Here is a 13,620-nt window from a genome sequence, read left to right as displayed (position 1 = left end):
GGTCGGGCGCTAGCGTCCTGCGCCCTGTACTCGCCGTGAAATGCTGCGCGGCGACAACTACGGCCCGGCGGTAGCCGGTCGGAAGGCAAAATCAGTAGTGAAGATGAAATACGTGCTAGGAAATTTATTGGACAAGCGAGGGATGCCTAAGGTATTTATGATTCGAATCATGATTGCGGTATGCAATATCGTTCATCTTGCATTGCGCGTCTGATTGAACTTTGAATAAAAGTTGTACCTACTTCTGCCATAAAAGCTGAATGATTTAGTGCTGTTGAATGGCTTTCTATCACTGGCGGCACTCCGAAGATGATACTGCCATAATATATTTCTGTTTCTTGCTGAATATCGGGGTAAACCCCTTGTAGACGCGTAAGAAACGCCAAGGCTGGCCTGTCGAAGCTTGTGGTCCCCTGGGCCGCCGATCCGCGCGCGGAACGTGTTCCTCCAAGCCCTGTTATTTGGCGGCGACCAGCTATCGTGACCAGGCAACTGCAATCGGGTCGTTAGCGGTCGCCCGCCAATGAGGCTGAACGAACATCCGCTTCTCCGACCCCAAACCTGAAAACTGATGAACAGCAAGCGGCCCAGTTCGAGACCTAGGACCCGTCGACTACAGCCGCCTTCATGCCTTTCCAAACTTGCCTTTGAGCACCTTCGCGCCGTCGCGGAGGAAATCGAGATGATCGGACCAGTGCTGCATCATCTTGACGCGCTCGTCCCAATATTCGCCTCGGGCATAGGCTCGACGGACGGCGTTGTTGTCGGAGTGGGCGAGCTGGCGCTCGATCGCGTCGGGATGCCATAGACCCATCTCGTTCAAGAGCGTCGCCGCCATTGCCCGGAAGCCGTGGCCGGTCATCTCGTCCTGAGCGAAGCCCATGCGCCGCAGCGCCGCGTTGATCGTGTTCTCCGACATCGGCCGATCCACTGACCGTAGGGAGGGGAACAGGAAACGACTATACTCCGCGTCGTGCTCGATAGTTTCGAGGATGGCGAGCGCTTGGCGGGAGAGGGGGATGGTATGCGCCCGCCGCATCTTGGTCTTGTGCGGCGGGATCGTCCACAGCGCCTTGTCGAAATCGAAGTCGCTCCATTCGGCATGACGCAGTTCGCCGGGCCGCACGAACACATGCGGCAAGAGCTGCAGTGCCGCCTTGGTGTTGGGATGCCCTTCGAACGCCTCGATGGCGCGAAGCAGGCCTCCCGCTTCCTTGGGGCTGGTGATTGCGGCGCGGTGGACCGGCTTGGGGGCAATCAGCGCGCCGCGCAGGTCGGCGGCAACGTCGCGCTCGGCGCGGGCCGTGGCGATGGCGTAGCGGAACACCTGGCTGCATGTGCTGCGGAGCCGCTTGGCCGTCTCGTACTTTCCCTTGCTCTCCATCTTGCGCAGCATGATCAGCAGTTCCTGCGCGGAGATCGTGGCGATGGGGCGTTTGCCCATCGACTCGTTGATGAAGTCCAGCAGCCAGCGCAGCTTCTTCATCGTGACGGCCGAACGGCCTTCCTTCTCAGCCTTGGTCAGCCATTCATCGGCGACAGCCTTGAAGCTGTTGGACGCTGCCACGGTCGCCGCGATGCGCTCCAGCTTGATCTGCTCGGCCGGATCGTCGCCCCGCGCCAGCACCTTGCGCGCCGCGTCGCGGCGCTCGCGGGCGTCGGCAAGGCTCGTGTCGGGCCAGGTGCCGAACGCCTGCGTCTTCTGCTTGCCGAGGTGGCGATAGTTCATGCGCCAGCAGCGGCCGCCTGAGCGCGTCACCAACAGATAGAGCCCGTCGCTATCCGCGAGCTTGTAGGACTTGGCGCGACTCTTGGCGCTTTTGATCGCGAGGGCGGTCAGGGCCATGATGGTATCTCCCGATCCGTGACCGGCAGGCTACCATCGAACATACCATCAAAATGCTGGTATCTGGTGGTATCCAGCCGATCCGATTGAGATGCTTATACCACAGAAAAACCGCAGAAAACAGCCGTTTATGGCATCTTTTGGCACCCTCTGGGAGGGCTTGTTGGTGACCCCTACGGGAATCGAACCCGTGTTTCAGCCGTGCGTATCGGCATTCAAGGCTCAGGCCCGCTACGGGGACAGACATGACAAATACGATCAACCGCCGCCAGCTGCTGCGCGGCGCCACGCTCACCGCTGGCGGGCTCGCAGCCGTAAGCTGGCTCCCCGCCTGGGCGCAGACGGTCTCGCCGGGCATCGTCCGGCCGCTGCCGACGCTCTCGGGCGAGGACATCACGCTCAAGATTGCCCGGCAGACGCTGGTGATCGATGGACGGCGCACGAGGGCGATCGGAGTCAACGGCACCGTCCCGGCGCCGCTTCTTCGCCTGCGCGAAGGTCAGACGGTGCGGCTCAACGTGGTCAACGACCTTGACGAGGACAGCTCGATCCATTGGCACGGCCTGCTCGTGCCCCCGGAGTTCGATGGCGTGCCGGGCGTCTCGTTTCCGGGCATCAAGCCCCGGTCGAGCTTCCTCTACGAGTTCCCGGTTCGGCAGAACGGCACTTATTGGTATCACAGCCATTCGGGGATGCAGGAGCAGTTCGGCCATTACGGGCCGATCGTGATCGACCCTGCCGGGCCCGATCCGGTCCGGTACGACCGCGAGCATGTGCTCGTGCTCGCCGATCACAGCCCGCTTTCTCCGCAGGAGATCTTCCGCCGGATGAAGGTCGATGCGGGACATTTCAACTTCCAGCGCCAGACGCTCACCGGTCTGCTGTCGGGCAAGGACCAGAAGCTCAAGGACCGGCTCGATTGGGGCGCCATGCGCATGGACCCGACCGACGTCTCCGACGTCACCGGCTCGACCTACACCTATATCGTCAACGGCCATGGCCCGAGCGACAACTGGACCGGGCTGTTCAAGCCCGGCGAGCGCGTGCGGCTGCGCGTGATCAACGCCTCCGCGATGACCAACTTCAACGTGCGCGTGCCCGGGCTCACCCTCTTGATCGTCCAGGCCGACGGCCAGAACGTCCACCCGGTCGACGTCGAGGAATTCCAGATCGGCGTCGCCGAGACCTATGACGCGGTCGTCACCCCGGCAGAGGACAAGCCCTATACGATCGTCGCCGAGGCGATCGACCGCTCGGGGATGGCGCGCGCGACGCTGGCGCCGCGGCCCGGAATGGCGGGCGAAGTGCCGCCGCTCAGGAAACGTCCGCTCGTGACGATGAAGGACATGGGCATGGACATGTCGGGCATGGAAGGCATGGAGGGCATGGACATGTCCGGCGCCTCCCGCGGGATCGACCCCACCGCCGAACAGAATGCGTCGGCGAAACTCGCCACCGGTGCCGCGGCGGCAATGGGCGGCATGGACCACAGCGCGATACCCGGGATGGATCATGGCGCGATTCCGGGCATGGACCATAGCGCGATGCCCGGCATGGATCATGGCGCGACGGGCAGTGCCTCCGGTCAGCACGCCGGCATGGACATGGGCTCAATGAAGATGCGCGACTTCTCGAACGCGCCCCAGGTCAGGAAAGGCCCCGGCGTGCAGACGATCTCGCCGATGCCGATGGATCGCACCGACGAGCCCGGACAGGGCCTCGAGGACGTCGGACACAAGGTGCTGGTCTACAAAGACCTGATGGCGCTCGACCGCAACCCCGACGTGCGCGCGCCCTCGCGCAGCATCGACATCCACCTGACCGGCAACATGGAACGGTTCATGTGGTCATTCGACGGCGAGAAGATGTCCGACAAGCACGAGCCGATCCCGTTCATCGAGGGCGAGCGGGTGCGGGTCAACCTCATCAACGACACGATGATGAGCCACCCGATCCACATCCACGGCCATTTCTTCGAGCTGGTCACCGGGCACGGCGATCACGGCCCGCGCAAGCACACGGTGATCGTCCAGCCGGGCGGCAAGGTGACCTGGGATTTCACCGCCGATGCGGTCGGCGACTGGGCGTTCCACTGCCACCTGCTCTATCACATGGAGGCGGGCATGATGCGGGTCGTCAGCGTGCGGCCGAAGGGAGAGGCGGCATGAACCGGCTCCTCGTCGCGTTCACGGCGTCCACGGCGCTCGCGCTTGGCCAGCCGGCGCTCGCGCAGGACCATTCGCAGCATCAGGGCATGCAGATGCCCGCTCCAGCGAAGAAGCCCGCACCCAAGCCAGCCCCCAGAAAGCCTGCGCCGAAAAAGCGGGCGGCGAAGCCTGCCGCCAGGCCGGCGCCCAAGCCCACGGCACCGCGGCCGGCGACGCCGCAAAGCGGCGGCATGGAGGGCATGGACCATTCGGCGCACGACATGGGCCAGACGCCGCCCCCATCGGATCAGGCCAAGCCGGCCGAGCCGATGCCCGGCATGGACACGCAGGACCACAGCCAGCACGGCGCGGCGCCCGCGGAGGCGCATGGCGGGATGCAGATGACCGGGACGGCGCTGCCCGCCGGCGATGCCCCCGCGCCACTGCCGCCGATGGATCATTATGCCGACCGCCAGTTCCCGCGTGACGAGATGGCGCGTGCGCGCGAGCATATGATGCGCGAACAGGGCGGGCAGACCTTCTACCAGGTCATGTTCAACCTCGCCGAGTATCGCGCGCGGCAGGGCCGCGACGGCTATCACTGGGACGGGGAGGCGTTCGTCGGCGGGGACATCGACCGCCTCTGGCTCAAATCGGAGGGTGAAGGCGCGTTCGGCGAGCAGATCGAGAGCGCCGAGGTCCAGGCGTTCTATAGCCGCGCCATCGGCCCGTATTTCAACCTCCAGGGGGGTATCCGCCAGGATTTCGGCCGAGGGCCGGACCGCACCTACGCGACGGTCGGCTTCGAGGGGCTCGCGCCCTATATGTTCGAGGTCGAGGGCGCGCTGTTCCTGTCCGACAGGGGGGACCTGCTCGGCCGGCTCGAAGGTTATTACGACCAGCGCATCACGCAGCGGCTGATCCTGCAGCCGCGTGTCGAGTTCAACCTTTCGGCGCAGGACGTGCCCGCGAACCGCGTCGGCTCGGGCCTGACCGACGCCGAGCTGGGCGTCAGGCTCCGCTACGAGATCACGCGCCGGTTCGCGCCCTATGTCGGCGTTTCCTATGAGGCGAAGACGGGCCGCACCGCCGATTTCGCGCGCGCGGACGGCGAGGATCCCTCCACTACGAGCTTTGTGGCCGGCGTGCGCATCTGGTTCTGAATCATGAAGGGCAGGGAGGGACGGGTACGACAGCCACATGCACGGGGCGCAGGCGTCCCGCGCTTGCCCCGGGGGAAATCCCAAGGAGACGCGCAATGATGAAGAACGCCTATGTGAGCCTCGCGGTGCAGACCGTGGTCAGCGGCATCATCATGTACCTGGTGATGTTCGTGATGATCGACCACCTGTCGAGCTTCTACAGCAACCTCAACATGCTCTACATGACGCTGATGATGGTCGCGCCGATGGTGGTGCTGATGATCCTCGCGATGCGCCACATGTTCCCGTCCAGGGCCGCCAACGGCGCGCTGCTCGCCGGCGCGGTCGCCGTGTTCCTGATCGCGTTCGCTCTGATCCGCACCCAGACGACGATCGGCGACACCAACTTTCTGCGCTCGATGATCCCGCACCATTCGGGCGCGATACTGATGTGCAAGGAGGCGTCGCTGACCGACCCTGAGGTCATTGCGCTCTGCGAGCGGATCAAGCAGTCGCAAGCCGAGGAGATCGCGCAGATGAAGGCGATTCTCGCGCGGAGATGATGGTTTTGAACCTCCCGAAGGAATAGGGGGCGCTATGCACATTGAGACTCTTTCGACGCACGGCCACAGCCACGCCTTTCTCGGCGACGCGCATGACGAACATGAACGCCGCACTCGCTGGGTAGTGGCGCTGACCGCGGCGATGATGGTGGTCGAGATCGCTGCGGGATGGCTCACCGGCTCGATGGCGCTGCTTGCCGACGGGCTGCACATGGCGACGCACGCCGGAGCGCTCGGCGTCGCGGCGCTGGCCTATGCCTTCGCGCGGCGTCACGCGGAGAATCCGCGCTTCACCTTCGGGACGGGCAAGGTCGGCGATCTAGCCGGCTTTGCGAGCGCGCTCGTCCTGGCGCTGATCGCGCTCGGGATCGGGGTCGAGTCGGTCGGCCGGCTGCTTGTACCCGCCACCGTGGATTATGCGCCGGCCTTGTGGATCGCGGCGCTGGGGCTGGCGGTCAACCTCGCAAGCGCGTGGTTGCTCGGCGACGATCACCATGGCCATTCGCATGACCACGGCCAACTTCATGACCACGAACACGCGCACGCCGACAACAATCTGCGCTCGGCCTATGCCCATGTTCTTGCCGACGCGCTGACTTCGTTGCTCGCGATTGTCGCGCTGCTCGCTGGCTGGTTCCTTGGCTGGACCTGGATGGACGCGGCAATGGGCATCGTCGGCGCTTTGGTCATCGCCCGCTGGTCCTGGGGATTGCTGCGCGATACGGCCGCGGTCTTGCTCGACGCTTCCGCCAATCCGGCACTTGAGGCCGAAATCCGCGAGGCGATGACTGATGGCGATGCCGAAATCGCCGATCTCCATGTCTGGCGTGTCGGCCCGGGACGCTATGCCGCGATCGTCTCTCTGGTCGCTGCCGATCCGCTTTCACCGAGCGACTATGCTGCGCGGGTGACCATCCATGAGGAACTGGTCCATGTGACGGTGGAGGTGCATCGTTGCCCAGGAGAGCATCCGCGCCTGCGCAGGGCGGCATGACCGGCGCTTGCCCCGGAGGCAAAGGCGAATTGTTGCGCCGCCGCTTTTCGGTTAGGCTCCGGCACCAATGAAGCGTGCGCTCCATCTCCTTCTGCTGCTCGGCGCCTTGATCGGACTCCTCGGGGTACAATCCGCCTATGCTTCGGGCCCACGGATGCCGACGGCGCCTGTTGCGGTTTCCGGAATGGATGCCGATTGCATGGAAATGATGGAGAAGGAGCGCCCGCGGCCTGTCCAGGGACCTTGCAAGGGCATGACGCTCGATTGCATCGCAGCGATGGGGTGCATTGTGCCCGTGCTCGCGATCAGCGGGGACAGTGCTGATGCAGTGCGCCGGGTCGCGGCCACGCCCCTTTATTGGACGGTCGCGCCGGTCCTGACCGGAACCGATCTCTCTCCTGAGCAACATCCTCCGACGCTCCGCGGCTGACTAGCCTCAGCGGCCGAACGGCGGGCGCGTGCGCATGAGCGGCGTGCCTTGCGCCGTGCGGTCGCCCTTGGTGATCTGCCCGGGCTTGGGCGGCGATGCCGGTGTGGAGCGAACCTTTCCAGACCCGCCTCGTCGCCGGCTGCGGCCTGATCGCCTTCCGGTCAGGAGCTTTCCATGCGTTTCCTATTGCTTGCGCCGCTGCTCGCGGTGCTGCCCACGCCGGCATTGGCCGATCCGCTGACCTTCGGCGAGGCGCTTCGACGCGCCACTGCCGAAGCGCCGTCGCTGCGCGCGCGGTCGCTCGAGGTCGACGCACGCCGCTCGACAGCCGTGTCCGCCGGACGATTACCCGATCCTAGGCTCGGGGTCGGCCTCGACAATTTCCCGATCTCGGGACCGCCGGCGTGGAGCTTCGACCGCGACGAGATGACCATGGCGCGGCTCGGGATCAGCCAGGAGGTGCCCAACGGCGCCAAGCGTCGCGCGCGCACGGGGCGGGCAGAGGCGGATATCGGCGTCGCCGAAGCCGACCGGGTCGCGGAAACAAGACGAGTGCAGGTAGCAACGGCGCTCGCCTGGATCGATCTCGCTTATGCCGAACGCCGGCTCGCGGCGATCGGCAAGGCACTCGCCGAACTCGCGGATTATGTCTCGCCGGCGGCGTCGAGCGTCGCGTCGGGCTCGGCGCGCCCTGCGCAGACCCTGGAAATCCGGCAGGCGATCGCCGTGCTCGAGGACCGGCGGAGCGAAGTCGCATCCGAAGTGGCGCGGGCGCGGGCGATCCTGTCGCGCTGGACCGGCGATCCCCGCCCCGAGATCGAGGGCGCGCTTCCGGACTTCGCCATCGATCCGGACCAGCTCCGGACCGCGATCGCGCAGCATCCCGACCTCGACGCTGCAATCGCGCGGGTGCGCGCCGCTGAAGCCGATGTCACCCTGGCACGCGCCGATAAGCGCCCCGACTGGGGCCTCGACCTCGCCTATCAGCGCCGCGGCAGCGGCTATGGCGACATGGTCTCGGCCGGGGTGACGGTGAGCCTGCCCTTGTTCGCCAAACGCCGCCAGGATCCGATGATCGCCTCCTCGATCGCGTCCGAAGGCGCGGCGCTCGCGCAGCGTGAGGACCTGCGCCGCGCATTGATCGCCGATCTCGAAGCAGGGCTCGCCGATCATGTCATGCACCACGAGCAATGGATGCGCGCGCAAGACACGCTGTTGCCGCTGGCGCGCCAGCGCGTCGATCTCGAGACGGTGAGCTACTCTGCCGGCCGCGCGACGCTGCTCGACCTGATCCAGGCGCAGACGATGTTCGCCGACGCCGCACTGCAGGCGCTCGACCGCGAAGCGACCGTCGCGCGCGACGCCGCGCGGCTGGTGCTGACCTATGGGGGTGACCAATGACCATCCAGCTTTCGCGCCGCGCCCGGCTCGGGCTCGCGGCCGCTGCCATCGCGCTCGTCGCGGGCGGCGCCGGTTATGGCATCGCCCAATTCGGCCGGACCGATGCGCCGCAACGGCAGGTCGGCCAGGACGGCCGCAGGATCCTCTACTGGTACGACCCGATGGTGCCGAGCCAGCATTTCGACAAGCCCGGCAAGTCGCCGTTCATGGATATGCAACTCACGCCCAAATATGCCGACGAGGCTGAGCGCGGACCCGGTCTGGCGATCGATCCGGCGCGCGTGCAGGGCCTGGGGCTGCGGGTCACGACCGCCGAGCGCGGCGCGCTGGCGAGTGGCCTCACCGCCACTGGCACGATCGACTTCAACCAGCGCGACGTGGCGATCGTGCAGGCACGCGCGTCGGGCTTCGTCAGCCGGGTCTATGCGCGCGCGCCCGGCGATGTGATCGGTGCCGGTGCGCCGCTCGCCGACCTGCTCGTCCCCGAATGGGCGGGCGCGCAGGCCGAATATCTGGCGGTGCGCCGTACCGGTAACGCGCCGCTCATCCAGGCGGCGCGGCAGCGGCTCGTACTGCTCGGTATGCCGTCCGGCACGATCGCCGCGGTCGAGCGGGGCGGGCGTCCGTACAATGTCATCACGATTTCGACGCCGACCGGCGGCACGATCAGGACGCTCGGGGTGCGCCAGGGCATGACGGTCGCCGCGGGGCAGACACTGGCCGAGGTGAACGGGCTCGGCACGGTCTGGCTCAATGCTGCGGTACCCGAGGCGCTGGCTAGCCAGCTCCGCCCCGGCCAGGATGCAACCGCGACACTCGCGGCCTGGCCCGGCGAGCGCTTCGCGGGCCGTGTCGCCGCGATCCTGCCTGACGTCCAGGCGGAGAGCAGGACGCTGACGGTCAGGATCGAGCTGCCCAATCGTGGCGGGCGGCTGCGGCCCGGCATGTTCGCGAGCGTGGACTTCGGCGGGAGCAGCCGTTCGGCACTGCTCGTGCCGTCCGAAGCCGTGATCCGCACGGGCAAGCGCGCGCTCGTGATGCTGGCGCTTCCCAATGACCGCTATCAGCCCGCGGAGGTACAGTCGGGCAGCGAGACCGGCGGGCGGACCGAGATTCTTGCCGGCCTGTCCGAGGGCGAGAAGGTGGTGGCGTCGGGCCAGTTTCTGCTCGATTCCGAGGCCAGCCTGTCGGGCATGCAGGCGCGGCCGATCGGAGACGCAGCGCCGGCGCCAGTCGCGCAGCCCGCGCTCTTCGAGGCGACCGGACGGATCGGAAAGATCGATGCGAATGGCGTGACGCTCGATCACGGTCCCGTGCCGGCGCTCAAATGGCCGGCGATGACAATGACTTTCCGGCTCGGCCGCCCGGCGCTTGCGCGCCGGTTCAAGGCCGGTGACCGCGTGCGGTTCGGCTTCGACCAACCGCCTGAGGGACCGACGCTGCGCCGCATGACGCACGAGGCGGGCCGATGATTGCGCGCCTCATCCAGTGGTCGGTCGCGAACAAGCTGTTCGTCGTGCTCGGCGCGCTGGCGCTGGTCGTCGCCGGGCTGTGGGCGGTACGGGCGACGCCGATCGACGCGCTGCCCGATCTCTCGGACACGCAAGTGATCATCCGCACCTCCTGGCCGGGCCAGGCGCCGCAGATCGTCGAGAACCAGGTCACCTATCCGCTCGCGACCACCATGCTCTCGGTGCCAGGCGCGAGGACCGTGCGCGGCTACAGCTTCTTCGGCGACAGCTTCGTCTATGTGATCTTCGCCGGCGGCACCGATCTCTATTGGGCGCGCAGCCGCGTGCTCGAATATCTCAACCAGGTGCAGGGACGGCTGCCCGAGGCGGCGAAGAGTGCGATCGGGCCCGACGCGACCGGCGTCGGCTGGGTCTATGAATATGCGCTGGTCGACCGCACCGGCGGCCACGACCTGTCGCAGCTGCGAAGCCTGCAGGACTGGTTCCTGCGCTATGAACTCAAGAGCCTGCCCGGCGTCGCCGATGTCGCCAGCATCGGCGGGATGGTCAAGCAGTACCAGGTCGTGCTCGATCCGGCAAAGCTGGCCGGCTACGGCGTGACCCACCAGCAAGCCGTCGACGCCATCCAGCGCGCCAACCAGGAGACGGGCGGGGCGGTCGTCGAGCTGGCCGAGGCCGAATATATGGTCCGCGCCTCGGGCTATCTGAAGTCGCTCGACGATTTCCGCGCCATCCCGCTCAAGACCGCCGCAGGCGGGGTGCCCGTGACCCTGGGCGATGTCGGCACCGTCCAGGTAGGGCCCGAGATGCGCCGCGGCATCGCCGAGCTGGACGGCGACGGCGAGGTCGCGGGCGGCGTTGTCATCCTGCGCTCGGGCGCAGATGCGCGCAGCACGATCGAGGCGGTCAGACACAAACTCGAGGAGTTGAAGAAGAGCCTGCCCGGCGGGGTTGCGATCGTGCCGACCTATGACCGTTCGCAGCTGATCGACGCGTCGATCGACAACCTCACCCACAAGCTTTTTGAGGAGTTCATCGTCGTCGCGCTCGTCTGCGCGCTGTTCCTTTGGCACGTCCGCTCGGCGCTGGTGGCGATCGTGACGCTGCCGCTCGGCATACTCGCGGCATTCGTCGTGATGCGCTTCCAGGGCGTCAACGCCAACATCATGTCGCTGGGCGGCATCGCCATCGCGATCGGCGCGATGGTCGATGCGGCGATCGTGATGATCGAGAATGCCCATAAGGCGATCGAGCGCTGGGAGCATCAGCATCCGGGCGAGCCGCTGGCTGGCGACGAACGCTGGCGCGTCATCACCCAGGCCGCGATCGAGGTGGGGCCGGCGTTGTTCTTCAGCCTGCTGATCATCACTTTGTCGTTCGTGCCGGTGTTCACGCTCCAGGCGCAGGAGGGGCGGCTGTTCGCGCCGCTCGCCTTCACCAAGACCTGGACGATGGCAGCAGCCGCAATCCTGTCGGTGACCCTGGTACCGGTGCTGATGGGCTGGCTGATCCGCGGACGCATCCCGTCCGAACAGGCCAATCCGATCAACCGTGTGCTGACCGCTACCTATCGCCCCGCGATCGACTGGACGCTAAGGCGGCCAAAGACGGTGCTGCTGATTGCCGCACTGGTCTTCGCGACCACTGCCTGGCCGGCGTCACGGCTGGGCGGCGAGTTCCTGCCGGCGATGAACGAAGGCGACCTGCTCTACATGCCCTCGGCCTTGCCCGGGCTATCGGCGGCGAAGGCGTCCGAACTGCTCCAGCAGACCGATCGCATGATCAAGGCGGTGCCTGAGGTGCAGAGCGTGTTTGGCAAGGCCGGTCGCGCCGAGAGCGCGACCGATCCGGCGCCGCTCGAGATGTTCGAGACGACGATCCGGTTCAAGCCCCGCGACCAGTGGCGGCCGGGCATGACGCCGGACAAGCTGGTCGAGGAACTCGACCGCGCGGTGAAGGTCCCGGGACTCGCCAATATCTGGGTGCCGCCGATCCGCAACCGGATCGACATGCTCGCGACCGGCATCAAGAGCCCGATCGGGGTCAAGGTGTCGGGCAGCGACCTTGCCGAGATCGACCGGATCGCGCGCGCGGTGGAAGGCGTCGCCAAGGCGGTGCCGGGTGTCAGCTCGGCGCTGGCCGAGCGACTGACCGGCGGGCGCTATATCGATGTCGATATCGATCGCGCCGCAGCCGCGCGTTACGGCCTCAACATCGCCGATGTCCAGGCGATCGTCTCGGGGGCCGTAGGCGGCGAAAATATCGGCCAGACGGTCGAGGGGCTGGCGCGCTACCCGATCAGCGTGCGCTATCCGCGTGAGCTGCGCGATAGTCCGGAGGGGCTGCGGGCACTTCCCGTGCTGACGCCCTCGGGTCAGCAGATCACGCTCGGTACGGTCGCGAAGATCGCCATCGCCGACGGACCGCTGATGCTCAAGACCGAGAACGGGCGCCCCTCGACCTGGGTCTATGTCGACGTGCGCGGTCGCGATCTCGCCTCGGTCGTGTCCGATTTGCAAACGGCAGTGGCACGGCAGGTCAAGCTCTCGCCCGGCGTATCGCTCGCCTATTCGGGGCAGTTCGAATATCTTCAGCGCGCGCTCGACCGGCTGAAGCTGGTCGTGCCCGCCACACTCGCGATCATCTTCCTGCTCCTGTTCCTGATCTTCCGGCGCGTCGGCGAGGCGGCGCTGATCATGGGCACGCTGCCCTTCGCGCTGACCAGTGGGTTCTGGCTGCTCTACCTGCTCGGCTATCACCAGTCGGTCGCGACCGGGGTCGGGTTCATCGCGCTCGCCGGCGTCGCCGCCGAGTTCGGGGTGGTGATGCTGATCTACCTGCGCCACGCGCTCGAGGAGCGCGGACCCGATCCCGACGCGGATCAGGTCCAGTCGGCGATCCGGGAAGGCGCGCTGCTGCGCGTCCGGCCCAAGGCGATGACGGTCGCGGTGATCATCGCCGGGCTCTTGCCGATCCTGATCGGTAGCGGCGCCGGCTCCGAGGTGATGAGCCGCATCGCGGCGCCGATGATCGGCGGGATGCTGACCGCGCCGCTGCTCTCGATGTTCGTGATCCCCGCCGCCTGGCTGCTGATGCGGCGGCCCGGCGCGACGCTACCTTCGTCCCTCAACCTGCAAGGAGATGACCAATGAAGCCTCTTTACCTGATTCCGGCGCTCGGCCTCGTCGCGCTGCTCGCCGCCTGTGGCGAGAAGGCCGCGACCAACGCGTCCGCGCCCGCCAATACCGTGTCGGCCGAAACCTCCGGCAACGTGGCCGGCATGGACAATAGGTCGGGCGACATGGACAACATGACGATGCCGATGGCGAAGACCGCCCATGCCACCGGGACGGTCAAGGCGATCGACAAGGCCGCCGGCACGGTCACGATCGAGCATGGTCCGATCGCCGAAGCCAACTGGCCCGCGATGACGATGGCGTTCAAGGCCGCGCCTGGCCTGCTCGACAGCGTCAAGGTGGGCGACAAGGTAGCGTTCGACTTGAAACTCGAAGAGAATGGCGGCGAGGTGACCGCGATCACCAGGCAGTGATGCACACGCCGGCCGTGAGGCGTTGCCCTTCGGCGTTGCGAAGGCCGGCGCCAGCGCCTCGAGAATGCGGCATTC

At 66.6% G+C, this 13,620-nt stretch carries 11 protein-coding genes; 10 read left to right on the top strand and 1 reads right to left on the bottom strand.

The features are described from left to right. The first annotated feature begins 40 nt into the window (after positions 1-40). Complete coding sequence (locus MT490_RS08745) at positions 41-214, top strand: hypothetical protein (protein ID WP_297386091.1); 174 nt, start codon at positions 41-43, stop codon at positions 212-214. A gap of 411 nt (positions 215-625) precedes the next feature. On the opposite strand, the gene MT490_RS08740 is transcribed toward MT490_RS08745, so the two are convergent. Next, the gene (locus MT490_RS08740; RefSeq protein WP_297386090.1) at positions 626-1,846 is read right to left on the bottom strand and encodes an integrase arm-type DNA-binding domain-containing protein; all 1,221 of its coding nucleotides are present in this window, start codon (positions 1,844-1,846) and stop codon (positions 626-628) included. Positions 1,847-2,091: 245 nt separating this feature from the next. Between MT490_RS08740 and MT490_RS08735 the strand changes: the two genes are divergently transcribed. The 9 genes from MT490_RS08735 (at position 2,092) to MT490_RS08695 (ending at position 13,545) form a co-directional block, all read left to right on the top strand. Beyond that, positions 2,092-4,014: a copper resistance system multicopper oxidase gene (locus MT490_RS08735; RefSeq protein WP_297386088.1), complete on the top strand. Its 1,923-nt coding sequence runs from the start codon at positions 2,092-2,094 to the stop codon at positions 4,012-4,014. Beyond that, on the top strand, positions 4,011-5,156 hold the full coding sequence (locus tag MT490_RS08730; RefSeq protein ID WP_297386087.1) for a copper resistance protein B: 1,146 nt from the start codon (positions 4,011-4,013) through the stop codon (positions 5,154-5,156). Before MT490_RS08735 ends, MT490_RS08730 begins: the two co-directional genes overlap by 4 nt. A 95-nt stretch (positions 5,157-5,251) precedes the next feature. After that, on the top strand, positions 5,252-5,698 hold the full coding sequence (locus MT490_RS08725) for a DUF305 domain-containing protein (protein ID WP_297386086.1): 447 nt from the start codon (positions 5,252-5,254) through the stop codon (positions 5,696-5,698). 34 nt (positions 5,699-5,732) lie between these two features. Then, positions 5,733-6,692, top strand: a complete 960-nt coding sequence (dmeF, locus tag MT490_RS08720; protein WP_297386085.1) for a CDF family Co(II)/Ni(II) efflux transporter DmeF — start codon at positions 5,733-5,735, stop codon at positions 6,690-6,692. Positions 6,693-6,759: 67 nt separating this feature from the next. Beyond that, on the top strand, positions 6,760-7,122 hold the full coding sequence (locus tag MT490_RS08715) for a hypothetical protein (RefSeq protein ID WP_297386083.1): 363 nt from the start codon (positions 6,760-6,762) through the stop codon (positions 7,120-7,122). Positions 7,123-7,296: 174 nt separating this feature from the next. After that, entirely contained in the window at positions 7,297-8,523 is a 1,227-nt protein-coding gene (locus MT490_RS08710; protein WP_297386081.1) for a TolC family protein, read from the top strand. Further along, entirely contained in the window at positions 8,520-9,995 is a 1,476-nt protein-coding gene (locus tag MT490_RS08705; RefSeq protein ID WP_297386080.1) for an efflux RND transporter periplasmic adaptor subunit, read from the top strand. The genes MT490_RS08710 and MT490_RS08705 overlap by 4 nt, the downstream gene beginning before the upstream one ends. Beyond that, complete coding sequence (locus MT490_RS08700; RefSeq protein ID WP_297386078.1) at positions 9,992-13,147, top strand: efflux RND transporter permease subunit; 3,156 nt, start codon at positions 9,992-9,994, stop codon at positions 13,145-13,147. The genes MT490_RS08705 and MT490_RS08700 overlap by 4 nt, the downstream gene beginning before the upstream one ends. After that, positions 13,144-13,545, top strand: coding sequence for a copper-binding protein (locus MT490_RS08695; protein ID WP_297386076.1), 402 nt, complete (start codon positions 13,144-13,146; stop codon positions 13,543-13,545). The genes MT490_RS08700 and MT490_RS08695 overlap by 4 nt, the downstream gene beginning before the upstream one ends. Positions 13,546-13,620: the final 75 nt, after the last annotated feature.

The organism is Sphingomonas sp. (assembly GCF_026460985.1).
Lineage (GTDB): Bacteria > Pseudomonadota > Alphaproteobacteria > Sphingomonadales > Sphingomonadaceae > Sphingomonas.
The sequence above is the reverse complement of the archived record's forward strand: the minus strand, read 5'-3'. Positions and strand labels throughout refer to the sequence as shown.

Excerpts from the sequence above, each read along its gene's own strand:
- MT490_RS08705 (WP_297386080.1), top strand. The coding sequence starts at position 8,520 with ATGACCATCCAGCTTTCGCGCCGCGCCCGGCTCGGGCTCGCGGCCGCT.
- MT490_RS08715 (WP_297386083.1), top strand. The coding sequence starts at position 6,760 with ATGAAGCGTGCGCTCCATCTCCTTCTGCTGCTCGGCGCCTTGATCGGA.
- MT490_RS08730 (WP_297386087.1), top strand. The coding sequence starts at position 4,011 with ATGAACCGGCTCCTCGTCGCGTTCACGGCGTCCACGGCGCTCGCGCTT.
- dmeF (WP_297386085.1), top strand. The coding sequence starts at position 5,733 with ATGCACATTGAGACTCTTTCGACGCACGGCCACAGCCACGCCTTTCTC.
- MT490_RS08695 (WP_297386076.1), top strand. The coding sequence starts at position 13,144 with ATGAAGCCTCTTTACCTGATTCCGGCGCTCGGCCTCGTCGCGCTGCTC.
- MT490_RS08725 (WP_297386086.1), top strand. The coding sequence starts at position 5,252 with ATGATGAAGAACGCCTATGTGAGCCTCGCGGTGCAGACCGTGGTCAGC.
- MT490_RS08700 (WP_297386078.1), top strand. The coding sequence starts at position 9,992 with ATGATTGCGCGCCTCATCCAGTGGTCGGTCGCGAACAAGCTGTTCGTC.
- MT490_RS08735 (WP_297386088.1), top strand. The coding sequence starts at position 2,092 with ATGACAAATACGATCAACCGCCGCCAGCTGCTGCGCGGCGCCACGCTC.
- MT490_RS08740 (WP_297386090.1), bottom strand. The coding sequence starts at position 1,846 with ATGGCCCTGACCGCCCTCGCGATCAAAAGCGCCAAGAGTCGCGCCAAG.
- MT490_RS08745 (WP_297386091.1), top strand. The coding sequence starts at position 41 with ATGCTGCGCGGCGACAACTACGGCCCGGCGGTAGCCGGTCGGAAGGCA.
- MT490_RS08710 (WP_297386081.1), top strand. The coding sequence starts at position 7,297 with ATGCGTTTCCTATTGCTTGCGCCGCTGCTCGCGGTGCTGCCCACGCCG.